Source organism: Prevotella sp. khp1, assembly GCF_900102205.1.
In the GTDB taxonomy this organism is placed as follows: Bacteria; Bacteroidota; Bacteroidia; order Bacteroidales; family Bacteroidaceae; genus Prevotella; species Prevotella ruminicola.
In genome coordinates this window covers 1,152,543-1,177,353 of sequence record NZ_FNJZ01000001.1, presented here as the reverse complement: position 1 = coordinate 1,177,353, position 24,811 = coordinate 1,152,543, and the positions used below count along the sequence as shown (strand labels likewise).

Sequence of the window (24,811 nt, the reverse complement as noted above, 5' to 3'; positions counted from 1 at the left end):
TAGCAAATTGTTATCCGAAGATTGCACGTAGGGCTTCTTCCACCTTTCTTACAGGGTGCAAATGGATTGAATATTTATTCTTATCGAAGCCCTGAAGGTTGTATTTGGGGATAATCATATCGGTAAATCCGAGCTTCTCGGCCTCGGCAATTCGCTGCTCGATACGGTTGACAGGGCGCACCTCGCCACTCAGTCCAACCTCGCCTGCCATGCACCAACCTGACTCGATAGGTGTATCAACATTAGATGAGAGCACAGCCGCAATCACACTCAGGTCCATCGCCAAGTCGGTAACACGAAGTCCGCCTGCAATATTCACAAACACATCCTTCTGTGCCAGCTTAAAGCCCACGCGCTTTTCAAGCACAGCCAGTAGCATGTTCAGTCGGCGCTGATCAAAGCCTGTGGCCGAACGCTGAGGGGTGCCGTAGGCGGCTGTTGAAACAAGGGCCTGCGTCTCGACTAAGAACGGACGAATACCCTCGATGGCCGATGTGATGGCGATGCCCGAAAGGCCGTCGCGATCCTGTGTGAGCAGCAGTTCGGATGGGTTCGATACCTGTCGCAAACCGTTCTGCAGCATCTCGTAGATGCCCAGTTCGGCTGTAGAACCAAAGCGGTTCTTGATGCTGCGCAGAATGCGGTACATATAGTGCTGGTCGCCTTCGAACTGGATAACTGTATCCACAATATGCTCGAGAATTTTAGGACCTGCCAAGGTGCCCTCTTTGGTGATGTGACCAATCAGGATTACGGGCACACCGCTGGTTTTGGCAAAACGGAGTAGGGCTGAAGCGCACTCGCGCACCTGTGCGATAGAGCCTGCACTCGACTCAACATCCTCGGTAGAAATGGTTTGTATCGAGTCGATCACAATCAGTTCGGGTTGTACCTCTTTAATATGGTCGAAGATAGTTTCGAGCGAGTTCTCTGTAAGTAGCAGGAAGTTCTCGTTTTCGCCACCCAGTCGTTCTGCACGCATCTTTAGCTGATGGGCGCTTTCCTCACCGCTCACGTATAGAATCTTCTTCTCGGGCATGTTCAGCATCGTTTGTAGCGAAAGGGTTGATTTGCCGATACCAGGCTCGCCACCCAGCAGCACGATACTGCCAGGCACCAATCCGCCACCCAGTACACGGTTCAGTTCGGCATCGTGCATGTCGATACGTGGGTCGTCCTTCGAGCTGATGTCGCGCAATCGCAGCACCTTACCTGCATGCAAAGCCGACGACTGGGCTGATGTGCCCGCGCTTAAACCGCCCCTTGCTGCAGCCGTTTTAGGGGTTGAACTGGGAGCTACTTTTATCTCCTTAAACGTGTTCCATTGTCCGCAGGCAGGGCACTTGCCAATCCACTTAGGCGATTCCTGTCCGCAGTTGGAACAAACGTATGCTATCTTATCTTTTGCCATATTGTGTGCAAAGGTAATAATAATAATTTAAAATTGATAATTGAAAATTGAAAATTAAAAAAAAAATTGTACCTTTGCACTCGATTATGAAGAAATTAGTTTTAGCATTCATAGCTCTCGTAATGCTCGCTGCTTGCGGGCAGTCGTACGAAGAAACCAAACGCCTCTCGCGTGAGCAGCGTTTGAAGTTGTGGCGTGAGGATTCGGCTGCACTCAAGATTGCCGTTATGCCCACATTGGATTGTCTGCCTGTGTTTGTGGCCAAGGAGCGCCAGATGTTTGATACAGCCGTTGACATCCGCCTGAAACGATATACCGCCCAGATGGATATTGATACAGCCCTGATTCGTGGTCGTGCCGAAGGTGCCATTACCGACTTGGTGCGTGCCGAGAAGATGATAAAGGAGGGCACACCCCTGCGATATGCCGCTGCTACCAATGCCTATTGGCTGATGCTGAGTCAGCGCCAGTTGCGTATCACTAACTTTAAGCATCTCGACGATAAGATGCTGGCCATGACCCGCTACTCGGTTACCGACATGCTGGGCGACATAGCTGTGGATAGTGCCAAGCTGGCTCCAGAGCGCGTGTTCCGCATACAGATTAACGATGTGAACATCCGTCTGAAAATGCTTGAGAACAACGAGATGGATGCCATGCTGCTTACAGAGCCACAGGCCAGTCAGGCCTTGCTGAAGAAGCACCACGTGCTGCTCGACACCCGTAAGGAGGATATGCAGATGGGTGCCCTTGTATTCCGCACCAAGAATATGGACGATAAGACCCGCCTGCATCAGATGGAGGTGTTTATGAAGGGTTACAAGCAGGCTTGCGACTCGATTAACCGCTTTGGTGTTACCCACTACAAGGAGATACTGAAAAAGTACTACGGCTTAACACCTCAGGCCATCAGTGCCTTGCCCGATTCGCTGAAGTTTACCTATCAGGCAGCACGACAGAAAGACATTGACCGCGCTAAGAACTGGCTTGAAAAAAAGAAGAAGTAACACATGTTTAGAGACGATACTTTAAATAACGTATTGGGTGCACTCGAGGGAAAAGACCTGATGTGCGCTATCAAGGATATGGAGAATTATCTGGCTGCCCATCCGCACCAGATAAATTCCGACCGATTGTTTGCCATCAAAACCGATTATCAGATGATGATCGACTATTGGCGCAAAGGATACAAAGACCCGGAACTTCCACAGCTTTACCATAAGCTGCTGCACCGTATGTATGTGCTTTATGCCAATGTGATGACTAATGCCCGCGTGCTGCAATCGCCCCTGATGGCATCGCTCTTTATGAAGGCGCATCTGAGTCCGCGCGACTGGTCGGTACAGGTGGTTCGCGAACAGTTAGAGAAGTTCGTGTCTGATATCGCCTTGCTGGAACTGGAACCTCAGCACACCGTTAAGGAGCGCCGCAAAGCGCTGCACCAGCAGCATACACAGCTGATGACCGAGCTTTTTGCCCACATTCTGACTGCCGACTTATGGACCGACGGACAGGGTGAGTCTATCGAACAACTGCTGTTGTCGCCCACCGTTGATTCTGCCGACCAGCAGCTCATTGTAAGTGCTATCACGTTAGCATCCATGAACTGCTACGATATGGTTAAGTTCCGTACGCTTATTCATGTGTACCAGCAGTCGACCGATGAATATGTGCGCCAGCGAGCCTTGTTTGGTTGGGTGTTCTCGCTCGATAACGAGTTAGAGGAATTCCTCTTCCCTGAGATGCGAACACTGGTTGAGCAAACCGTACAGAACCCCAACTGCATGAAGGAGCTGATTGAGCTGCAGGAGCAGTTCTTCTATTGTCTGAGTGCTGATGAGGATCGTAACACCATCGAGAAGGAAATTATGCCCGAGCTGCTTAAGAATCAGCAGAAGATGCAGCATAGAGACGAGCAGGAACAGGACGAAGAGAATATCCTGAATGATATTCTGCATCCTGATGCCGAAGAGCAGGAGTTTGAAAAACTTGAGAACACTTTCCACCGTATGATCGACATGCAGAAACAGGGTAGCGATGTGTACTTTGGAGGTTTTTCGCAGATGAAGCGATATCCGTTCTTTAACGAGATTTCTAACTGGTTCACACCGTTCTTTACCGATCATCCAGGTGTAGCACACACATGGGATAAGTATGGCAACGTTAAGTTCTTGTCGAGCATTCTTGAGTTTGGCCCGTTCTGCAATAGCGATAAGTATTCGTTCTTGCTGGCCTTCGAGACTGTGCTGAATGGTATTCCCGAAAATGTACGTCAGATGCTGGATCGTGGCGAGGCCGTGATGTATCAGAAGTTAGGAACCGAGGAAATGAGTACACCTGCTTATATCCGTCGTATCTATCTGCAGGACATGTTCCGTTTCTTCCGTCTTAATCCGCTCCGCAACGAGTTTAAGAACGTGTTCGAGAAGGATTCGTTCCAGAGCATGTTCATTACCCGAACCGCATTTGATAATACCGATATACAGGCTCATTTTAAGGAAGTTGTAGCTTTTCTGATTAAACGTAACCAGAAGAATTATGCCAAGGACTTGTTAGCAAACTGGTTTGAGGAGAAGTATCACGACTACGATTACTATATGCTGAAGGGCTATTTGGGTGATAATGTAGAGGATAGCTATCGTAAGGCGCTTGAGCTGAATCCTCAGAGCGAACGTGCCTTATTAGGCTTGGCCCGTATCTGGTTTAAACATATGGATTACGAGAAAGCACTCGATGCCTATAACCAGCTGCTGGAGATGAATGCCGATAAGAAATCGTATCAGCTAAACAAGGCCATCTGTCTTACCAATCTGTGTCGTTTTGAAGAGGCCGAACAAATTCTGTTCCGCCTGAACTTCGAGGATGCCGATAACCTGCATGTGGTGCGTGTGTTGGCTTGGGCGCTTACCGGCGATGGCAAGTACGAACAGGCAGGTCGCCTGTACGATCAGCTGTTGGCACAAGAGAACCCTGAGGATAGCGACAGCATTAACTATGGTTTCTATCTGTGGTTTACAGGTAAGATCGACGATGCTGCCAACTGTTTCCGTTCATACGTTACAAATGCCAAGCCCAAGGACGAGCGTTGGGCGACTCTTCACAGCATCATTTACAAAGAAAGTGACCTGTTGGAGATGAAGGGCATTACTGATCGTGAGATTCAGATGATGATCGACTGGGTTGACGTTTACAACGCTTAATCTTCCACTTTTCAGATAGCCACGTACCCAATAATGGTAAGCCTACACCTGCAATGGTGTAGAGCACCCAGAACGCGTCGTGCTGCGAGTTGTGGTGTATCACCATATGGCAACCTATCTGACGGATATCCAAGCTGTAGTACCATATCTTTATCAAGCTAACCACCTTGTAGGCTACAATGTGGAAGATAAAGATATTCAGCGTGTGGTCGCCCGTATATACCAGGAATCGTTTCAGCCAGTTATCTTTCTTGTCAAGCAGCATACTGATGTTGTACATCATCAGGAATCCCAGAATGGCTGGTACAGGCAGCGACAGGAACTGGGTATAGGTAGAGCGCCAGTTCATGTTGGCTGTTAGGTAGTGCGAGAACAGATACACAACTACACCGAACACAATGGTGGTCCAGAAGATGGCGTAGTAGCGCTTGATAGCTGACTGATAGCTCTCGGCATACTGTCGGAAAATAAAACCGCAACCAAAGAAGAAGCAGCCCATCATATCGCGATAACCGCCCTGTATCAGTGTCAGCACCCTCAGTCCCTCGTAGGTTTTCCATCCGCACAGCAGCAGCATGATGACGCAGATGAGGTAGGGGATGGCTTTCTTGTAACGTACGGATGATACCGTGCTGTCGAGCACCTTATATATAATAAGGTATAAGATGCTGGCCACGAACAACCCACGGAAGAACCAGAACGCACCACATAGGAATGCATCGTATCCTGCCATCGAGGTAAAGATAGTCCATAGGTTCTGCTGCATCTGGTGCCAGCTGTAAGGGTGGGTAACACCGCCCATCTCGTTGCCATACATCTCGTTCAGGATACCAATCTTGAACATCAGATTATGTATAAGCAGGAAGAACACGCTCCACTTAACAAAGGGGATATAAAGGCCCTTTACGCGCTTTTTTACAAACGTGGCTTCATCGTTCAGGTACTTCAACGAGAAGAAGTAGCCTGCGGTGATAAAGAATAGTGGCATGTGAAACTCGAAAATGAATCGGCACAGCCAGCCTGGAGCCTCGGCATGAGCGATTACCATCAGGATGATGGCTAAACCCTTTGCAATAGATATGACGGTGTTTCTGTTCATGAGTGCTTACATAAATGGGGTAAATAATTGGGCAAACCAGCCACGGAATTTCTGCCAGCCTGTACGGAACTTGTTCCACTCGTCGGGCGTTAACAGCACGCTTTTCTTGGTGTCGCGTATAAACATATCCTGCAGTTCCTTGGTAACCTGCTTGTTAATAATCAGCGCATTCACCTCGTAGTCGTATCGCAAACTGCGTGCATCCAGGTTGGTACTGCCCACGGTGCAGAACCGGCCATCCACCATCATAATCTTTGAGTGGTGGAATCCAGGCTGATACAGCCAGATGTTGGCCCCCTTCTTCATCAGCTTGTGAACGTTATAGAATACAGCATCGGGCGTTAATGGGATATCGCTCTTGGCCGATACTAGGATGTCGACCTTTACCCCACGCTTGATGGCACGGTGAATAGCCTTTTTCACAGATGGTGTGAGTGTAAAGTAGGGGTTGATAATCTGGATGGAATCCTGTGCATCGTCGAGCGCCGAGATGTAGAACTGGCGCATGATCTTATTGGTTTTGTTTGGCTCGCGATTAGCGATACCAACCATCTTGTCGCCTTTGTCCTGACCCTGATAGTATTTAGGATCGTTCAACTGCTCCTTGGTTACCTTCTGCCAGATACGGGCAAAGATATCCTGCAGCTCGTTAACTACAGGTCCCTCAATGCGACAATGCATATCGCGCCATTCGCCCACCTGCTTGGTGCCAACAATATAGTAATCGGCCACGTTCATACCGCCTGTATAGGCAATATGACCGTCGATCACTACTATCTTACGATGATCGCGAGGCCAGATGTGGTTTACCCAGGGAAAACGCACGGGGTCGTACTCGTGGATGTCGATGCTGTCGGCACGCAGACTCTTGATGTGATGTTTCTTCAGTGGCTGGTTGTTCGAGTCGTTACCAAACCCGTCGAACAGCGCACGTACCTCAACACCCTGCTTGCGCTTCTCACGCAGTATGTCGAACAGCAGCGAGGCTATCGAGTCGTTACGAAAATTAAAATACTCAAGGTGTACACTGCTCTTGGCCTGTCGGATATCCTTGAACAAAAGGTCGAACTTATCCTTACCCGACATAATCAGTTGTACCTCGTTATGTGGGTAGAAGTTAATACCAACAGTTTTCATTTGGCTCACTATCAGCGAGTCGCTTGTCTGAGCTTTTCCAATCAGAGAAATCAGCAGGAATAGCATAGTGGCTATTCCTGTCTGATGTAGTTTACTTGATATCATTTACGATGTTTCAATCTGTATTCGAGTGGCGTCATGCCGAACTTTTCCTTGAAGATATTGATGAAGTTCTCGGCAGTCATAAATCCAATGTTCGACGCCAACTCACTCATGTTAATATTAGTGCGCTTAAGCAGAATGCAGGCGTGTTTCAGTCGCATGTCTCTCACGAGTTCTGCTGGTGTTTTGCTTGTAAGGCTGCGTACACGATGGAAGAAAGGTACACGTCCCATTCCCATGGCATTGGCCATCTCTTCCAGACTAATCTGTCCGCGGCTCATATTCTGTAATACGTATTGCTCGATGTTCTTCAGCAGCTGAAGGTCCATAGCGTCCATCATCGAGAAGTCGTTACCGCCACCTTCCTCTTCGTCGTCGATGCCCTTGATACCCTCAGGCAGGTTGCTGGTTGTTGCCTGACTGCGTGGGTTCTTAACCACTGTGTCTACCTTGTTCATGGGGTCGTCGGCACTAACCTCGGCCAGTGCAGTGGCGCTTATCTCGCCAGCATCCATTGTCTCAGTAGCTGTGGTCATACTGCTACTCTGGCCTTCCAGTCGGCGTGTCTCCGCACCCTCAATCAGGTTGCTGTCCATCTGTACGGCACCCAATCCCAGTACCTTATTGAATCGCATCGTGGCCTCCTGCATGTTGAATGGCTTGGCCAGATAGTCATCGGCACTCAGGGTGATATTCTTCGAGCGCATATCCTGAGGTGTCAGCACGGTGTCGGTCATCAGGATAAACTTCATGTTCTGAGTAGCGTAGTTGGTCTTCAACTGGTTACACAGGTCGCTACCAGTCATACCAAACATATCCTGCTTACAAACCACCAGGTCGCACTTAATCTGCTCCAGATCCTCGGCTGCTTTCTCAATGTCGTTATAAACGTGGAAGTTATAAACAAATCTCAGTCGTGCACCAGCAAACTCCAGGAACTCCTCGTTGTCATCAATCATGATAACGGTGAACTTCGAGGTAGGCGAGTCGATAGCAGCACGTGAGTGAGTAGATTCTGATGTCAGAACGTCGCTGGCAATCTCTGGCAACTCAATCTCACCCTTGCTGTTGATGGTCAGGCGGTCCTGAACCATATTCTTAGCGCGCTCCTCTGGGTGTTCCAGGTTCATCTGCATATCAGCCACACGTGTGATAATCTGCAGCATCTGTGAATGTAGGGCATTCAGCTGCTCTTTCTCCTCAAGCGTTTTCTCTTTCTCCGACAGGTTACCGATGATAGATGTCATACGAGCCATAGGCTGTCGCAAGTCGTCGCTCGCAGCCTTAATTTCCTCGCGCTGCAACTGCAGTTCCTTAATCACAGCCTCCTTACGGTGCTTGATGGCTTTAAGCTGATTGATACCTATGCGCCAGAAATAGATGATTACTGCCAGCACAATCAGATAGGCTGTTATCATCCACCACGACAGCAGGAAGTGGCGCTCTACGTTGATTTCAAGCACACGCTCCTGGTTACTTACTGCACCCTCGGCGTTGATGGCTTTTACGTGCAGATAGTACTTTCCTGCCGACAGGTTGTTGAAGTTTACACCATGCGACAGCGCGTCACCATGATGCCAGTCTTCGTCTCGACCTTCCATCCAGTACATAAACTGCAGGCGCTCGCTCTGGTTGTAGTTACCAGCAGCAAACTTGATGCTGAATGTGTTCTGGTTGTGAGCCAGATCGATACGGCTGGTTTCGTTCAGAGCCTGAGTAAGTATTACCTTGCCATGATACTCATGACCGGTAATAATCTCTTCTTCGCCAATAAACAGCTGGGTGAGCATCACACGTGGCAGGTCCTCCTTCTCAGCACCATCTCTGTGCAGTACCCAGTTCACACCATACAGTCCGCCCAGCAATACTTCGCCATCCTGTTTGGTAAGGATAGCACCGGTATTAAACTCGTTGCTCTGCAAACCATCGGCTGTGCTGTAGTTGTACAGACCGTAGTTGTTCACACCGTCCTCGTGGTTACGCTGTATCACAATACGGCTCACACCACGGCTTGTGGTTACCCAGATGCAGTGGTTCTTATCCTCGGCAATACCGCAGATGTTATTATTACACAAGCCCTGCTTCTCGGTCAGATAGTCGAGCTCGTCGGTCTCTAAGTTCAGTATGTTCAGTCCCTCGCGAGTACCAACCCAAATCAGTCCGCGCGAATCCTGGAATATCTGTGTAATGTAGTTGTTGGTAAAGCTCTTCAGGTTGGTGCTGTTACCTGTCAGAACCTTCTTCTCGGTTGTCGAGAGGTTCAGGATAATCAGTCCCTCGCTGGTACCTACCAACAGGTTATTGGCATTGGCATCCTGCTTGTAGAACAAGCTGGTAATGCTGTTGGTGCTCAACTTGCCGTTCTCGCGTGTGTAGCTCGAGAACGAGTTCATACGTGGGTTGTACACCTGCAGACCACCGTTGGTGGCTATCCACAGGTTACCAATCTTATCGCATGTCAGGGCGTTGATATGGTCGTCGATAATGGTGCGAACGCTGTCCTTCGATACCGAGTAGATGGTTGATACGCCATCCTTGATTCGTGTCAGACCATTACGCTTCGAACCAATCCAGATACTTCCATCAGGGGTGGTGCTCATGCACGACACCTTCAAACTGGCCAACTTGCCATCGAAACCTATCACACCTCGGTCGCTTGTACCGTACCAGATAGTGCCATTGGGATGTTGTGCCATAGCGGTTACATCGCCCATCAGGTCGGAACCAAAGCGGTAGATATACTTACCGGTATAGGCCACACCCGATTTCTCGGTTCCTACCCATAGCAAACCAGTATCGTCCATATACAGACTCTGGATGCTGGTATGGTCTTTTACCCATTGCTGCTCGTTGATGTTCTTAGGCTGAACCTCCTGATACTCGAAGGTCTTGGGGTCAAAGCGAATCAGTCCTAACTGGTCACTACCAACCCAGATGCTACCAGCGCTACTGGCCATGCCGTTGATGTTACGATCCACACCCAGACCGGTTACACCCAGCTTCTCGCCCATGGTGTAGTCCCAAGTGTCCTTCTGCTTGTCGTACATCACCAGAGTTCCTTGTCCATACAACCAGATGTTGTCATTCACGTCGGCGTAGGCACGCAGCGATTTGGTGCGATGATCTCTCAGTGCAGGTATTCCCTCTTTTACCCAGAGTGTGCTCTGCTGGTGCATCACATCACAGCAGGCTATCTTACCATCGTCGTAAACTATCAGGGCGCCTTCCTTACATTCACTGATTGAGCAAACCACGCCTTGTGGCACACCTTTAGCATCGTCGGTATAACCAAACTCGTGCAATGTTTGCTGCTGCTGGTTATAGCAAACCACACCCTTGTTAGGGATGGCTCCCCAAAGATTCTTGTGCTTATCTACATATACCACCGATGGGATGGTCTCGATACCCATGCGTGCAAAGGCTTGCTTCATATCGCGCTCGAAGCTCTCTGTCTGCGGGTGGTAGATGCAGTAGCCCGAGGCTGTTTCGATGAGCAGGTTGCCATCGAGTGTTTCCTGGATAGAGTTGATATAGCTATCGCTCAGCGAGCTACCGTTCTGTGAGTCGCTCTGGAAGTTACGGAAGGTGTATCCGTCGAAGCGGTACAAGCCTGCTGGGGTACCAAACCACATGTAACCTCGAGAGTCCTTTAATATGCAGTTCACCTGACTGGATGTCAGTCCATCGCGGGCTTCCAGTGTTTTAAACAGATAGGCAGCCACCACTCCTAGTGGAATGATGAGCATTAAGGCGATTAGTATTTTCTTTATAGTCTTCATATCGTTCACTGTTCACTCTTCACTAAATCATGCACGAGTAATGGTCAACCACTCCTAGCAGGTGGTTTTCGCCATCGGTAACAAGTACTGAGTGTACCTTGTATTGGTTCATGATTCGTTGAATCTCTGTTATCTTTGTATCAGGTTTTACCATCTTTGGTGTACGTGTCATAATGTCGCTTACGGTACGGTCGAAGAACTGGGCCTGCCATTTCTCCATAGCGCGACGGATGTCACCATCGGTAATCAGACCAACAATCTCGTTGTTCACCATCGCGATACCCAGACCTAACTTGGCCTTGCTCACTAAGATGATGGCCTCGCCCAGATGCATCTCTGGTGGCAATACGGGCATGTCCTCTGTACGCATCACATCCTGAGCCGTTGTCAGCAAACGCTTACCAAGCTCGCCACCAGGGTGGAACTGAGCAAAGTCGCGTGGCTGGAAGTTACGCTTTTCCATCAAGGCAATGGCCAGCGCATCGCCCATCGTCAGCTGTGCTGTAGTACTGCTGGTAGGAGCCAGATTCAGTGGACAAGCTTCTTTCTCAACCTGCACGTTCAGGTGATAGGTAGAATATTTGGCCAACAGCGATTTGGGGTTGCCGCTCATGCCGATGATAGGTATCTGCATATGTAGTACCATGGGGATGAAACGCAGCAGTTCGTCTGTCTGACCTGAGTTTGATATGGCTAGTACCACGTCGTCCTGTGTCATTACACCTAAGTCGCCGTGGAATACATCCAGAGGGTTTGTAAAGAACGATGGGGTGCCTGTGCTCGACAGGGTGGCTGCAATCTTGGCACCGATATGGCCGCTCTTGCCCACGCCTGTTACGATTACCTTGCCTTTGCAGTTCAGAATCAGCTCTACAGCCTTGTCGAAGTTCTCGTCCAGCTGTGGAATCAGACTCAGCACTGCCTCCGACTCGTCCTTAATACATTGTATTGCGATATCTCTTGTAGTCTTCATTTTAATCCTTTAATCTTCAATCAGCTTCTTTACCAGGGGCTCGAAGTTGGCGAGTTCTAACATGTTGGCTGCATCGCTGAGGCCTTGATCGGGAGTGGGGTGTACCTCGAAGAAGTAACCTGTGGCACCAAAGGCCTTGGCAGCCAATGCCATCTGTGGTACGAAACGGCGATCGCCACCAGTCTTACCATCACTGCCACCTGGGCGCTGAACACTATGTGTACAGTCCATGATAACCGTTGGTACAATCTCCAGCATGTCAGGGATGTTACGGAAGTCAACCACCAGGTTGTTGTAGCCCATCATGTTGCCACGTTCTGTCAACCAAACCTCCTTGGCACCTGCATCCTTGGCTTTACCTACGGGGTAAACCATATCCTTACCCGAAAGGAACTGGGCTTTCTTGATGTTTACTACAGCACCTGTCTTGGCTGCAGCAACAATCAGATCGGTCTGTCGGCACAGAAAAGCCGGTATCTGAATCACGTCGCATACCTCGCCAACGGGCTTAGCCTGCCAGCTCTCGTGAATATCAGTCAGAATACGCAAGCCGTACTTCGACTTGATATCTGCCAGCATCTGCAGTCCACGGTCGATGCCTGGGCCACGGAATGAGGTAATCGATGTACGGTTAGCCTTGTCGAACGAGGCTTTGAAGATGATGTCGGTACCATGTGTTTTATTGATACTCACCAATTCCTGCGCTACCGTGTCGAGCAGTTCAGCCGACTCGATAACGCAAGGTCCTGCTATGATAGTTGTCATTTTGCTCATAATTATGCTGCAAAAATACGCATTTTCTCTAAATCCGCCAAATTATTTATTAATAATTTTAGTTTTGCCTACGGATTATACGGAAATTACAACTTTTTATCCGTTGATTATGTGTACATCGTGCTGTGGGAATGGAATCGAGATGTGATGCTCGTTCAGCGTGTCGTAAACGCACTTAAGTACCTCGCTGGTAACGTATGTGCGCTTAGGAGCCTCGGCCCAGATAGCCAGCTTGAAGTTCACGCTCGAGTCGGCCATTTCGGTAGCCACGCACTTGGCCTGTTTCTCAGGATCGATATACTGGTTGTGCATGGCGTTTACAGCTGCTTCAACCAAGTTGGTTACCTCTTTCAGGTTCGAGCCATAGGCCACACCGAATGGGATAGTGGTGAGCACATAACCATGATTACGCGTCAGGTTCTTGTAGTTCTTAGTGAACAACTGGGCGTTCTGGAAGGTAATCACCTCACCCTGAATTGATTCTATCACCGTTGAGGTGTAGCTGATAGATACCACCTTACCCATGGTGCCATCCACATCAATCCAGTCGCCCACTTTTATGCGTCCTGCCATCAGCGAGGCGCCATAGTAGATATTCTCGATGATATCTTTCGAGGCGAAACCGATACCTGTTGATAAGCCGCCTCCCAGGGCAAGCATCCAGTAGATACTGATGTTAAGCAGCGATAGCGAGAACATCAGCCAGATGCCCCATACCAGCACCTGTATTACGTTGCGTCCCATCACCTCCTTGCTGGCGGCTGTAGATGGATCGCTTATCTGATAGTGCATCTTCAGAAATGCCAGAATAGTCTTGGATACGTAACGGAACAGGAACCACGAGTTAATCACCATAATCAGTTTTACCAGCGATATCTGCAGGTTAGGCGTATCGATAACAGGGTACATAAATATTCTTACACACATATCCGAGAGGTTGAACACCTTGGCTGCCCAGTAGATACTCAGCAGGATGGAGTGTACACCCAGTACAGGCATGGCCACTTTTTCAACCAGATAGTACCACCACGTCTGCGTTATGGGCTTGTCGGTCAGTCGTTTACGCTTAGCGTATATCTCCAGGTAACGACTGATACAGGTGATGGTGAGGATACATGTGAGCTGCATAATCCACCAGATGATGAGCTGTACGGCAAACAGCGTGTAACCTATCATCGAGCATACTACCGAAGCTACGAACACGATGAGCGATACGTATGTGTAAAAGATGTCGCTACGTGGAATGTTCTGATTGTGGCGACGTATTACCAGCCATTGCCACAGCGCACACAGCAGCAGGATAGGAGGCAGTACCAGGTTTACCAGCTCGTTAGGAATCAGGATGATGCGACATCCGATAACTATGAATCCTACTGCAATCAATGGTGCGTAGATACGGAAGGCACTCTTTATCTGGTCGCCTTTCACACGCAGAAGCAACGAGAATAATACCACGCCCAGCAGCCACGAGTACTCTACCAGCAGTCCAGAGGCCATAATCAGGAAGTTCTGATTAGAGTTGTTGATTACCAGTCCCTGTATGATGGCAAAGGTTACCGTAGTGGTAGCCATGATAATGCATGCACGCTTTTTCTTGAACTCCTCGGTCTTTACTTTGTTGGGGAGTATGAACTTGAAGAACAGCAGGTTGAGTATGATAGATACGATGACGTAGAACACGATACCCAGGAACATACCGAATATCCACTGCGGACTCCATTGTGAGTTGGCATTGGCATTAAAGCTGTACTTTTTCTGTATGTTGTCGGTCATCTGTTGCCATCGGCGACCTAAGTTCTTTAGCAGGGTGGGGTAGCTGTCGCCACCATTAATGAAAATGCTCTGCTGTATGTCCGAATAGCGTTTCTGGGCGTACTCGTTCAGCTCGCTCAAACGGTTTTCGGCTTTTGTGTACAGATAGATGTTTCTACGCAGTATATTGGCGTTCACCTCCAGTTTCTCACGGATGCTCTGGGCCAGTACCAGACAAGAGTCGCGATTGCTGGTACCATATTTGGTCATAATGCGTGTAGGGATACCTTGCAGATGGTTTATCAGACTGTCGTATCTGACAATCTCACCCTCGGTTTTCTCCAGAAAACTGGTAAAAGGCAGTTGCTGTCTATGAAAATCGCGATACTGCTGTGTGGCCTCATGACAGGCATAAGTCAGGTCGAACACATTATCCTGCTGCTGCGAGTACAGCATCAGTGCGTTCTGGTCGGCTCGCTTCATGGTGCCCATCAACTGCTGTATCAGTCGTTTGGCGCGATCCCTGCGTGCTGTCGAACGTCGGTCCAGTTCGTTGTTGTATTGCTTCAGTTCAGTACGCAGAATACCCAACGTCTGTTCCAGATCCTTCTCCTTCAGTACCGCGCCAGCCTCGGTAACGATGGCCAATGCGAATATACAAAATACCAATAATCTTTTCATAATCAGCTAAAGTTCTTTTTATTCTGCTTGCAAAATTACTCTTTTTTTCTTTATTTTCTGCAAGTTCTCCAAATTTTTTGTTACTTTTGCACCAAAATGAACGCTTTAACATTGCTTAGTTATGAAACTGATAGCCGATAGTGGCAGTACAAAGACCGATTGGGTTTGTATTAATGCCGATAACTCTATTCAACCTGTTGAGGCCCATACCGTGGGTCTGAATCCATTCCATATGTCAGACGACGAGTTCCGTCAGGTGCTTGTGCGCGACCTGCTTACCCAGTTGGGTGATGTAGAGATTACAGATGTATATTTTTATGGTAGTGGTGTGCGCCCTGAGGTTGAGGAGCGTGTAACAGGTTTGCTGCGTGAGGCATTTCCTGCGGCTCAAACCATCGAGGCTCATAGCGATATGTTAGGCGCTGCCCGTGCCTTGTGCGGTCGTACTTCGGGTATAGCATGTATTCTTGGAACAGGTGCAAACTCGTGTGTTTACGATGGTCATAAGATTGTTCACAACACCCCCGCTCTGGGCTATATTATTGGCGATGAGGGTAGTGGTGCTGTGTTAGGTAAGCATTTGATTCACGACATCTATACAGGCGTTCTGTCGCAGCGTGTGCGTAATATGTTTGAACAGGAAACAAAACTCAAATTGTCGGATATTATTGATAAGGTTTACCGTCAGCCACAGCCTAATCGTTTCCTGGCTTCATTCTCTGAGTTTATTCATCGCCATCTCGACGATGATGGTATCCGTGAGATGGTTTACAGCGCTTTCAGTGATTTTGTAAATCTGCATCTTTCTCGCTATGGTCGTCCCGAACTGCCCGTATCGTTTGTTGGCAGTATCGCTTGGTACTATCAGGCACAATTAAGCCTAGTGCTGCAAACACTAGGCTATCATGTGGGTACTATATTAAAGAGTCCCTTAGAAGGCTTGATAACCTATCATCAGGACTCTTAATCATTAGTTCATGTTCAGGCGCTCAACCTCGAAGTCGGCTGCTGAGAACCACTTAGAGTTGTAAGACTTACCGGTAAAGCTCTTATCGGTTGTTACACCGAATACCAGTGTATCATCGTCCTTCACCTCGATGGTAACTACTACCTTGCTCCAGCCAAAGCCCTCGCCGTTGTTGGCCTCCTTGATGTCTGAACCCTCAGGAGCATTCTCCCACAGTTCACCACCGCTGTTGCCATAGTGAGGAACCTCAACCAGTTTCAGGCCGCTCTTCTTGCTGGTTGTAGTAGCAAAGATGTAACAGCCGTTACCCTCGGCACGTGCGCTACAGATTATGCGGTATGTACCAGGCTCAACAGGCATGCGCTTCTCTGCGTGGTAAACCTGCTGTCCTGCAGGGTTCCAAGCATCCAGATATGCGTGCTCGGTGTCGCCTGTGTAGTACTCGCCCTTACGTACGTAGTTGTCGTTACAGTGCTCGTGCTTAACCAGAGTCCAACCGTTCTTAATCAGGTAGTTCTTGCTAAACTCATCCATCTGTGTGCCCATATAGGTGTTGCGATCCTCGTCCTGAGGTACAAGAGCCTTCTCTGTAGCATCGAAAATACTCTTGGTAGTGGGCAGCAATACGCAGAGTGATACCACGAAGATGGCACCTACTGCAATCTGCTCAATACGCTTCATGGGTGCAATGTTGAATGTAGCTCTGCCGATAGCGTGCAGCAGGGCATAGATAGCAGCCAACAATGTTGTTGCGAGTGTAAATACGTAAGTTGTAAGTACGCCTGGGTTGCTAGCTTCCATTGCGTCAAGTCCAAGTTTCTTGAATGTAAATGGCAGTTCCATTCCCTCTGGAGCCATTCTTACACCGATAATGTCCATGGCCAGCATAATCATGGGTACTACAGCAAAGATGCCGACTGTAACCAGAATTCCAACCACTACTTTTGTACAAATGCTAATAATTTCTTTCTTATCCATATAGTTGTATAACATGTTTTCAACCTGCAAAATTACATATTTTATTACTAATTTTCTGTATGTAACACCACTATTTTAGAATATTTAACTGAACGCGCGCCCGTATATATAAAAAAGAATCCCGCTGTTTAGCGGGACTCTTGATGATGTTGCGATATACTTGATTACTTTTTAATCTTGTAAATGCGGAAGCTTTTAGCTGGCAGATTATCGTTGATAACCGCAGCCTGCTTGCCTGCCTCTACCTGGCATGTGCCTGGCTGAGGGATAATCTTCTCGGGCTGATCCAGGGTGTTCTCGTCGTCCATACCATCGTGACAGAGTGTGATGGTGTTGGCTGTACGTGCACCCTTGATGCCCTGCAGCTGAATGCTAACGGGCTGTGTCTGATCGCCAGTGTTTACTACCTTCACAATCACCTCGCCTGTGGCAGCATCCCATACGCTCGATGCAAACAGACCGTCCTGACCAGGCTGACCTGCTACAGGTTTCTTGTCCATTGTCAGCTTCAGTACGTTGGTACCCTTGTTCATGGCATAGAGCTGCTGAACATAGTAGCTAACCGACTTGAACATGCGCAGGTTGTCGTACCAGATAGCGTCTGGACGCCACTGCCAACCCTCAACGTGTGCAAAGAGTGGGGCGTAGGTAGCCATGTGTACGATGTCGGCATTACGCTCGATACCGGTCATGTGGGCAGCCTCCAGCAATGATGTATAGTAGTGGTTCCACTTGTGCTTGTTGCTGCCGTGACAGGCATACTCGCCAGCAAATACCTTTGGACCCTTGCGGTCGTATGAGTCGTAACGCAGTCCGTGGCTCAGGAACCACTCCTCGTTGCGATAGTAGTGCTCGTCGTACAGGTCAACCTTCAGCTCCTTCATACGAGGCTGCAGCAGGTCGAAATCCCAACCCTCTGAGTTAGGACCTGTGGTACCGATGAGCTTGATGTTTGGATACTTCTTACGGATGGCGTCGCTGAACTTCTTCAGGCGTGCTGTGAACACAGGTCCAAAACCGCCATGTGCCTCGTCGTAGTCCCACTGCTCGTTACCTACACCCAGATACTTCAGGTTGAATGGCTCTGGATGGCCCATCTCGGCGCGCACCTTACCCCACTTGCTGTCGGCAGGACCGTTAGCAAACTCAATCAGGTCGAGTGCATCCTGGATATATGGCTCCAGATCCTCGAGTGCTACGTGTACACCAGGCTTGGTAGGATCAGGGTTCTGGAACTGACAAGAGAGTCCGCATGAGATGACTGGCAGTGCCTCTGAACCAAAGTCCTCGCACAGCTGGAAGAACTCAAAGAATCCCAGACCGTAGCTCTGATAGTAATCAGGGAAGTAACGGTTGGTGAATGTATAGTGCCAGCGGTTCTCGTTCAGTGGTCGGTTCTCAACGGGACCTACAGTGTTCTTCCACTGGTAACGTGTAGCCAAATCGGTACCCTCAACGATACAGCCACCAGGGAAACGGAATACGCCTGGGTGCATATCGAACAGGGCCTGAGCCAAGTCCTTGCGCATGCCGTTCTCGCGCCCCTTCCAGGTGTCGGTTGGGAACAGACTTACATGCTCTACATCGGTGGTTACCTTGCTATCTGCCCATACGCGCAGGTGCGCCTTGGCAAAGGTAGTCTTTGGCTTCAGTGTGGCTGTGTACTTCTTCCACTCGCTGCCGCTAACCTCTACGCCAGCGTTGCACAGCTTCTGGTCTTCGCCCATGGTGGCATTGTCAACCAGATCGATCCACAGCTTGGCCTTACCGCCATCAGGTACACGGGCCCAAACCGAGAAACGGTACTCCTGACCGCCCTTAACACCCATGCCGAAGAATCCGCGATTCTCAATCATCGAGTGCTTGTCGCCATGACCTGTAGGCGCCATACGTACGTAGTGAGGATTACGCTCAAAGGGTCCGTCGTCCTTGATGGTTACGTTGCCCGATACATCCCATCCGGCAAAGTGGTTGGGGTACTCAAACGAGCGGTTCATCACCAGTTCGGCATACAGTCCGCCATCAGCCGCATAGTTGATATCCTCGAAAAAGATACCGTACATAGTGGGCTGTACGGGTGCCCCTAATTTCTTGGTGTTCACGTCGAGAACGTGAGTCTGCGCTCCAGCACTCATACTGGCTGCAAGCAGCAGGATTGTTGATAAATGTTTCATATCTCGTTTTGTAATTAGTTGTCAGCGGGCACAAAAATACATAAAAAATCTGATATTAGTGTAGTTTATACGAAAAATAACATTTTATGCCCGAAAAAGTTTGGCGATTTCGCAGAAAAACGTTACTTTTGCGGAGGATTTTCCAAATAAACCTATTTAGAATGACTTTGAACCATTGGGCTAAATATATCTTATGTACTGCTACACTGTTGGTTACGTTGCCTGCGGTGTCTCAGACAGACTTCTGTAACGACACGGCTAAGCATAGCAAGCTGCGCGATGCGATGTGGGCCGCCTGCTCTCAGGACGACTCTCATAAGGTGTATGCTGCTTGCTGGGCTTATCAGGCTCATTGCATAGAATGTAAGGACAATACCGGCTATTACGACTCGTGGGTATGCGGTGTGATGTATAATCTCGACCGCATGAATATTCACGATGCCTACCATATTGCCAACACCATGAAGGACGACCTGGTACGCCGTCGTGATGTGGTTAAGGACGAGCAGTATCTGGCGCCCAAGATGTTAGGTCATGTGTATAATGCCTGTGGAAATATTCCTGGTGCCCTGAAAGAGTTTGAGAAGGCTATCGAGCTGATTAAAGGTACCAAGTACGAGAAGGACGGACTGAGCTTCCTGTACTTAGGTATGGCGCACATACAGCTTAATAACAATAGTGCAGAAACGCTGAAATGGCTTGATAAGGACTTAGAGGAGCTGGCACGCAATAAGGATCAGAAGGACTATTGGCGTGGACTGACCGATGCCTATGCCATGAAGGCCATCGTGATGTTTAAAAAGCGCAGGTACGCCGATTTTCATAAGTATATCGCTCTGGCCGAGCAGTCGGATGCCAAGAATACCAATCCTCAGGGCGACATCTTCCTGCCCTATGCCCGTATCTATCAAACGCTGCTCAATGGCAATACCCAGGCAGCCTTAGCCGAGGTAGAGAATCTGTCCAACCTGAAAGAGCGCTATCTGGTAAGTTGCGATATCTATACTTATTTAGGCAATACGGATAAGGCTTTCCTGTTGCAGCGTGAGCTGATGCATACCCGCGACTCTATCACAGGTGTGATTATAGCCGAGAACATCCAGAATCAGGAAGAGGAGATGTTCCTGTTGAACCAGAAGCAGAAGGCTGCCCGTATCATGAACATCGTATTGGTGATAGCCATGGTGCTGGCCTTGATGCTGATTGTTGCGCTGGCCTTATCGATCTATGGTCGCCGCCGCTACCAGGAGATGCTGCTCACCAAGAACAAGGAATTGAAACGCGCTTATAAGCAGGTGGCTGCAGCCGATGAGATGAAAACCGATTTTATCCGTAGTGTGAGTCACGAGATACGTACCCCGCTCAACATCATCAATGGCTTTACCCAAGTGCTGATGGAGCCCAATGCCGAGTTTGAGCCCGAGGAGCGTCAAAGTCTGGCTGACACCATCGGTAAGAACACCCGTCAGATTACATCGTTGGTTAACAAGATGCTGGCTTTGGCTAATGAGCATACCAAGGACCTGCTGAAGGATGTAGAGGAAACCGATGCCCTTGATATCTGCCACAAGGCCCTGAGTGCCATGCCACCAGTTAATCCCGACCGTGTGAGCCTGGAACTGGTAGATCAGGCCGAAGGTCATAGCAAGACGCTCACCACCAACAGCGACAGCTTGCTGCAGATGTTGGGCAACATCCTTGAGAACTCGGCTAAGTTTACCGACGACGGCTATATCCGTCTTATACTCAGCAAAGATAAGAACTACTTCCACTTCACTATCGAGGATACCGGTTGTGGTATTCCGTCGGATAAGATTGGTACCATCTTCAACCGCTTTACCAAGGTAGATGAATTCAAGGAAGGATTAGGACTGGGACTGGCCTACTGCCACGAAACCGTGGCCAAGTTAGGTGGCACGCTTGTGCTCGATCAGACCTCTGCGGCTGGAACCACCTTTACACTCAGTTTGCCAATTAAACTTAAAACAAATAATTAGTTATGAATCAACAAACAGAACAAGGTAGCAAGGCCTACCTCATTTCAATCGTGATGGTCGCCGTACTTGGCGGTCTGCTGTTCGGATACGACACTGCTGTTATATCCGGTGCAGAAAAGGGATTACAGGCGTTTTTCAAAACAGCGCAGGATTTTGATTACACCGACGGCTGGCATGGTTTTACCTCTGCCTCTGCCCTCATCGGCTGTATCATCGGTTCAGCCATCTCTGGATTCCTGGCCACTAACCTGGGACGTAAAAAGTCGCTTATCGTTGCCGGTTTGCTGTTCTTTATCTCAGCACTCGGCTCAATGGACCCTGAGTTCCTGTTCTTCGAGTACGGTCAGCCCACTTACACACTGGCTCTGATGTTCAACTTCTACCGTGTTATCGGTGGTATCGGTGTAGGTCTGGCTTCGGCTATCTGTCCTATGTACATCGGCGAGGTTGCCCCTTCAAACATCCGTGGTATGCTTGTAAGCTGGAACCAGTTTGCCATTATCTTCGGTCAGCTGGTAGTTTACTTCGTTAACTTCTTTATCCTGGGCGACCACCTGCAGCCACTGGTTGAGGATATCGGTAAGCAGATTGCCGAGATTACCCCTGCTGCACAGTGGACAGTTACTACCGGTTGGCGCTATATGTTTGGTAGCGAGGCTGTACCTGCAGGCTTGTTTGCACTGCTCATCTGCTTTGTACCCGAAACTCCACGTTACCTTGTTTCTATTGGCGAGGATAAGAAAGCCGAGGGTATTCTGGCTAAGATCAACGGTACAGCCAAGGCTCAGCAGATTCTGCAGGATATCAAGGATACCATGGTTGTTAAGACCGAGAAGCTGCTCACCTATGGTGCGCTCTGCATCTTTGTGGGTATCATGCTCTCAGTATTCCAGCAGGCTGTAGGTATCAATGCCGTGCTTTACTATGCACCACGTATCTTTGGTGATATGGGAATGGATAACCCCATGATTCTTACTGTATTTATGGGTATTATTAATATTACGTTCACCCTGGTGGCTGTGTTCACCGTCGAGAAGTGGGGACGTAAGCCTTTGTTGATTAGCGGTTCGTTGGGTATGGCACTTGGTGCCTTTGGTGTGGCAGTTACCTTCGGACATGCCGGACTCGAGATGCTTACAGCTGCATCGCTGTTGGTATATTCGGCTTCGTTCATGTTCTCATGGGGCCCCATCACCTGGGTGCTCATTGCCGAGATTTTCCCCAACACCATCCGTGGTGGTGCTGTAGCTATTGCTGTGGCATTCCAGTGGATTTCAAACTTCATCGTCAGCTCATCGTTCGTGCCCATGTTCAACATGCACCTGAGTGAGGGCGATGACTTTGGTCACTGGTTCACTTACGGACTCTATGGCATTATCTGCGTAGTGGCAGCCCTGTTTGTATGGCGCCTTGTGCCTGAGACCAAGGGTAAGACACTCGAGGATATGAGTAAGATGTGGAAAGATAAACTCACTAACAAATAACTTTTTGACACATGAAAAAGATTTTAATAGCTGAAGACAATGACAGCAATTACGTACTGATGACGTATCTGCTTAAGAAGGATTTTGAGTTTGAACGTGCCAAGAACGGTCAGATTGCAGTTGAGATGGTTGATGCCAATGCTTACGATCTGGTACTGATGGACATTAAGATGCCTGTCATGGACGGCTTGCAGGCCACTCGCCAGATTAAGGAGAAGCATCCCGAGCTGCCTGTTGTAGCCCTTACGGCCAATGCTTTTGATAGCGACCGTACAGCTGCCGAACAGGCTGGATGCTGCGGCTTCCTCTCAAAGCCCGTTAATCGCGATGAGTGCATGGCGCTGCTTAAGAAACTGCTTGGAGATTAATAGAAAGAAAAAGGCTTGAGTCGGAATGACTCAAGCCAATTCTAAATCAAATGCCTGCTGTAGCTTTGCTACGGCAGCATTTTTTTCTGCCATCTGTTCAAACTGTTCGCGTCGTGATAGTATCTTCACGTGTTCCGTTTGTTCGGCTACACGAACAGTTATCTGTATCTGTTTGTTGTGCAGATATACCTGCAGTGTTTTGGCAATGCTCTTCTGGATATCCTCAATCTCTTGCTTGATCAGCTCGTTATCCACCACTACCTCAACCGTAGGAAACTCTGTTATCTCAGGGTTCATGTTCTTCATGCGGGTAGCAATACCGCTCAGTTTCTGTGGCATACGGTTACACATGGCCATCCATTGGAATTCCAGATCGGTTTGTGTAAACTGTGCATCAGTAACGGCATCCTGTCCGGTAGGCATGTTAATCGATCCTGGGATGATCTGCATGCCGCCCTTCTGCGGTCCATTATCCTGCTGGCGCAGTTTCTTCCACGAAAAGCCGATGCCACCCAGCGATAGCTTGGGCTTGGCATTGCTTGTAGTGCTTGCCTCGCTGGCAGTGGTGCCAGCCGTCTGGCTTTCGCCAGTTGCTTCTGCAGTAACAGCTGCAGCAGCCGATACAGCAACTTTAGCCGCAGCTACCTGTGGGGCTGCGTTCTTGGGCTTCTGTTGCTGAATCATGTTCTTAAACAGGGATTTCAGTCGTCGGGGCTTGCGCCCCGCACTCGCGCCGTCCTCCGCTGGCTGTGTTATCTGGGCTATCTCAATCAGTGTGAGCTCTACCAGCAGGCGCTTGTTGCTCGACTGTCGGTAGTTAATATCGCACTGGTTCATCAGCTTCAGCGCGTCGTACAGGAATGTTATCTGGCATTTCTTGGCCTGCTCCTCGTAGCGTGCTCGCATCTGGTCGCTCACCTCCAGCAGTGGCAGTGTCTGTGGGTCGCGTGCCATCAGCACGTTACGCACATGCTTAGCCAGACCCTGAATCAGCAGTCCGCCGTCAAAGCCTTTGTTAATCACGCCGTTCAGCAGCACCATAATGTCGCTCACCTTATTATCTATGGCCAGGTCGATAATCTTAAAGTAGTTCTCGCTATCCAGCACGTTCAGGTCCTCAATCACCTTCTCGTAGGTGATGTTGCCCTGACAGAACGATGCTGCCTGGTCGAAGATAGAGAGGGCGTCGCGCATTCCGCCATCAGCCTTCTCGGCAATCACTGCCAATGCCTGCTCCTCGTAGGTAATGCCTTCCTGCTCGGCCACATGCTTCAGGTGGTCGATGGTGTTGCGTATGGTCATACGCTCAAAGTCGTATATCTGGCAACGGCTCAGGATGGTAGGCAGTATCTTATGCTTTTCGGTGGTGGCCAGAATGAATATCACGTGTGCAGGTGGCTCCTCCAGCGTCTTCAGGAATGCGTTGAAGGCGGCTGTTGAGAGCATGTGTACCTCGTCGATGATAAACACCTTATACCTGCCCAACTGCGGTGGAATGCGTGTCTGCTCCATCAGGGTCTTGATGTGCTCAACCGAGTTGTTCGATGCGGCGTCGAGCTCAAAGATGTTCAGCGATCGCTGCTCGTTAAAGCTCTGGCACGATTCACACTCATTACAAGCCTCGCCCTCAGCCGTAGGGTGCTGGCAGTTGATGGCCTTGGCAAAGATACGTGCGCAGGTGGTTTTACCCACACCACGCGGTCCGCAGAACAGATAGGCATGAGCCAGCTTCCCACTCTTCACTGCGTTCTTCAGTGTAGTAGTGAGGGCCGCTTGACCTACCACTGTATCAAAGCTCAGCGGACGGTATTTTCTGGCCGAAACGATATATTCCATATTGCTCAATTTAATTTCTTGGTGCAAAGATAGTGAAAATTAGGCACGAATTGCACGAATTAACACGAAATAATAAAAAAAAACGTGTAATTCGCGTAA

16 protein-coding genes are annotated in these 24,811 nt (G+C 49.1%); 6 read left to right on the top strand and 10 right to left on the bottom strand.

All coding sequences use genetic code 11. From position 1 onward, the window contains the following. Positions 1-10: 10 nt before the first annotated feature. Positions 11-1,411 (bottom strand): DNA repair protein RadA, encoded by a 1,401-nt coding sequence (gene radA / locus BLR73_RS04940; protein WP_091859572.1) that lies wholly within the window; start codon positions 1,409-1,411, stop codon positions 11-13. Positions 1,412-1,497: 86 nt separating this feature from the next. Between radA and BLR73_RS04935 the strand changes: the two genes are divergently transcribed. Both BLR73_RS04935 and BLR73_RS04930 read left to right on the top strand, forming a co-directional pair. Then, entirely contained in the window at positions 1,498-2,418 is a 921-nt protein-coding gene (locus BLR73_RS04935) for an ABC transporter substrate-binding protein (protein WP_091859569.1), read from the top strand. A 3-nt stretch (positions 2,419-2,421) separates the two neighbouring features. Continuing rightward, the gene (locus BLR73_RS04930) at positions 2,422-4,611 is read left to right on the top strand and encodes a tetratricopeptide repeat protein (RefSeq protein ID WP_139294731.1); all 2,190 of its coding nucleotides are present in this window, start codon (positions 2,422-2,424) and stop codon (positions 4,609-4,611) included. Here BLR73_RS04930 and BLR73_RS04925 read toward each other — a convergent pair. From BLR73_RS04925 to BLR73_RS04900, 6 genes are all read right to left on the bottom strand, one after another. Continuing rightward, a complete protein-coding gene (locus BLR73_RS04925) occupies positions 4,556-5,710 on the bottom strand; it encodes an acyltransferase family protein (protein WP_091859566.1) in 1,155 nt (384 codons plus the stop codon). The genes BLR73_RS04930 and BLR73_RS04925 overlap by 56 nt on opposite strands. A 6-nt stretch (positions 5,711-5,716) precedes the next feature. Further along, the gene (gene cls, locus BLR73_RS04920) at positions 5,717-6,952 is read right to left on the bottom strand and encodes a cardiolipin synthase (protein WP_091859562.1); all 1,236 of its coding nucleotides are present in this window, start codon (positions 6,950-6,952) and stop codon (positions 5,717-5,719) included. Then, a complete protein-coding gene (locus BLR73_RS04915; protein WP_143010883.1) occupies positions 6,949-10,728 on the bottom strand; it encodes a two-component regulator propeller domain-containing protein in 3,780 nt (1,259 codons plus the stop codon). Before BLR73_RS04915 ends, cls begins: the two co-directional genes overlap by 4 nt. Positions 10,729-10,750: 22 nt before the next feature. After that, complete coding sequence (locus tag BLR73_RS04910; protein ID WP_091859554.1) at positions 10,751-11,701, bottom strand: KpsF/GutQ family sugar-phosphate isomerase; 951 nt, start codon at positions 11,699-11,701, stop codon at positions 10,751-10,753. A 9-nt stretch (positions 11,702-11,710) separates the two neighbouring features. Next, on the bottom strand, positions 11,711-12,475 hold the full coding sequence (gene kdsA / locus BLR73_RS04905) for a 3-deoxy-8-phosphooctulonate synthase (RefSeq protein ID WP_028907204.1): 765 nt from the start codon (positions 12,473-12,475) through the stop codon (positions 11,711-11,713). A 96-nt stretch (positions 12,476-12,571) separates the two neighbouring features. Further along, positions 12,572-14,908 carry a mechanosensitive ion channel domain-containing protein gene (locus BLR73_RS04900; protein ID WP_091859551.1) on the bottom strand — a complete coding sequence of 779 codons (2,337 nt, stop codon included), beginning with the start codon at positions 14,906-14,908 and terminating at the stop codon, positions 12,572-12,574. 121 nt (positions 14,909-15,029) lie between these two features. On the opposite strand from BLR73_RS04900, the gene BLR73_RS04895 reads away from it, so the two are divergent. Continuing rightward, a complete protein-coding gene (locus BLR73_RS04895; RefSeq protein WP_091859548.1) occupies positions 15,030-15,875 on the top strand; it encodes a hypothetical protein in 846 nt (281 codons plus the stop codon). A 3-nt stretch (positions 15,876-15,878) separates the two neighbouring features. On the opposite strand, the gene BLR73_RS04890 is transcribed toward BLR73_RS04895, so the two are convergent. Both BLR73_RS04890 and BLR73_RS04885 read right to left on the bottom strand, forming a co-directional pair. Beyond that, entirely contained in the window at positions 15,879-16,853 is a 975-nt protein-coding gene (locus BLR73_RS04890) for a hypothetical protein (protein ID WP_091859545.1), read from the bottom strand. A 164-nt stretch (positions 16,854-17,017) separates the two neighbouring features. Further along, positions 17,018-19,027 carry an alpha-L-arabinofuranosidase C-terminal domain-containing protein gene (locus BLR73_RS04885; protein WP_091859542.1) on the bottom strand — a complete coding sequence of 670 codons (2,010 nt, stop codon included), beginning with the start codon at positions 19,025-19,027 and terminating at the stop codon, positions 17,018-17,020. A 161-nt stretch (positions 19,028-19,188) separates the two neighbouring features. On the opposite strand from BLR73_RS04885, the gene BLR73_RS04880 reads away from it, so the two are divergent. Genes BLR73_RS04880 through BLR73_RS04870 form a run of 3 tightly spaced genes read left to right on the top strand, consistent with a single transcriptional unit; the run spans position 19,189 to position 22,876 of the window. Then, on the top strand, positions 19,189-21,024 hold the full coding sequence (locus BLR73_RS04880) for a sensor histidine kinase (protein WP_176763615.1): 1,836 nt from the start codon (positions 19,189-19,191) through the stop codon (positions 21,022-21,024). A 2-nt stretch (positions 21,025-21,026) separates the two neighbouring features. After that, positions 21,027-22,508 carry a D-xylose transporter XylE gene (gene xylE, locus BLR73_RS04875; RefSeq protein ID WP_013065642.1) on the top strand — a complete coding sequence of 494 codons (1,482 nt, stop codon included), beginning with the start codon at positions 21,027-21,029 and terminating at the stop codon, positions 22,506-22,508. 11 nt (positions 22,509-22,519) lie between these two features. After that, a complete protein-coding gene (locus BLR73_RS04870) occupies positions 22,520-22,876 on the top strand; it encodes a response regulator (protein ID WP_033149819.1) in 357 nt (118 codons plus the stop codon). A gap of 30 nt (positions 22,877-22,906) precedes the next feature. On the opposite strand, the gene BLR73_RS04865 is transcribed toward BLR73_RS04870, so the two are convergent. Beyond that, positions 22,907-24,712 carry a DNA polymerase III subunit gamma/tau gene (locus tag BLR73_RS04865; RefSeq protein WP_091859536.1) on the bottom strand — a complete coding sequence of 602 codons (1,806 nt, stop codon included), beginning with the start codon at positions 24,710-24,712 and terminating at the stop codon, positions 22,907-22,909. Positions 24,713-24,811 lie beyond the last annotated feature (99 nt).